Here is a 422-nt window from a genome sequence, read left to right as displayed (position 1 = left end):
CGCCATCATTGGCATGACGACCGTGATCCTGGTGATGGCGTACGGTCAGACGCGCATCATCTTCGCCATGTCGCGCGACGGCCTGCTGCCCAAGCGCCTGTCGCACATTCATCCGCGCTACTCGACGCCGTTCCTCAACACCTGGGTGGTGGGGATTGTCTTTGCGCTGATCGCCGCATTTGTTCCGCTGAATGTGCTGGCTGAACTGATCAACATCGGCACGCTCGCCGCCTTCTCGTTGATCGCCGTGGCCGTGCTGGTGCTGCGCCGGACCCGTCCGGACCTGCATCGCGGCTTCCGCTGCCCTGGCGTGCCAGTGGTGCCGCTGCTGGCGATCGGCCTGTGCCTGTTCCTGATGAGCCAACTGCAGGCTGTCACCTGGATCGCATTTGTGGTGTGGGTCTTGATTGGCTTGGTGGTGT

The 422-nt window shown here is 62.8% G+C and carries 1 protein-coding gene; it reads left to right on the top strand.

The window, feature by feature from the left end; genetic code table 11:
• Nucleotides 1-422, top strand: a 422-nt coding sequence (locus H0X90_RS35430) for an amino acid permease (protein WP_196438448.1), incomplete at both ends; no start/stop codon positions are given.

The organism is Burkholderia sp. 9775_39 (genome assembly GCF_015712225.1).
GTDB classification, from domain to species: Bacteria; Pseudomonadota; Gammaproteobacteria; order Burkholderiales; family Burkholderiaceae; genus Burkholderia; species Burkholderia cenocepacia.
The sequence above is the reverse complement of the archived record's forward strand: the minus strand, read 5'-3'. Positions and strand labels throughout refer to the sequence as shown.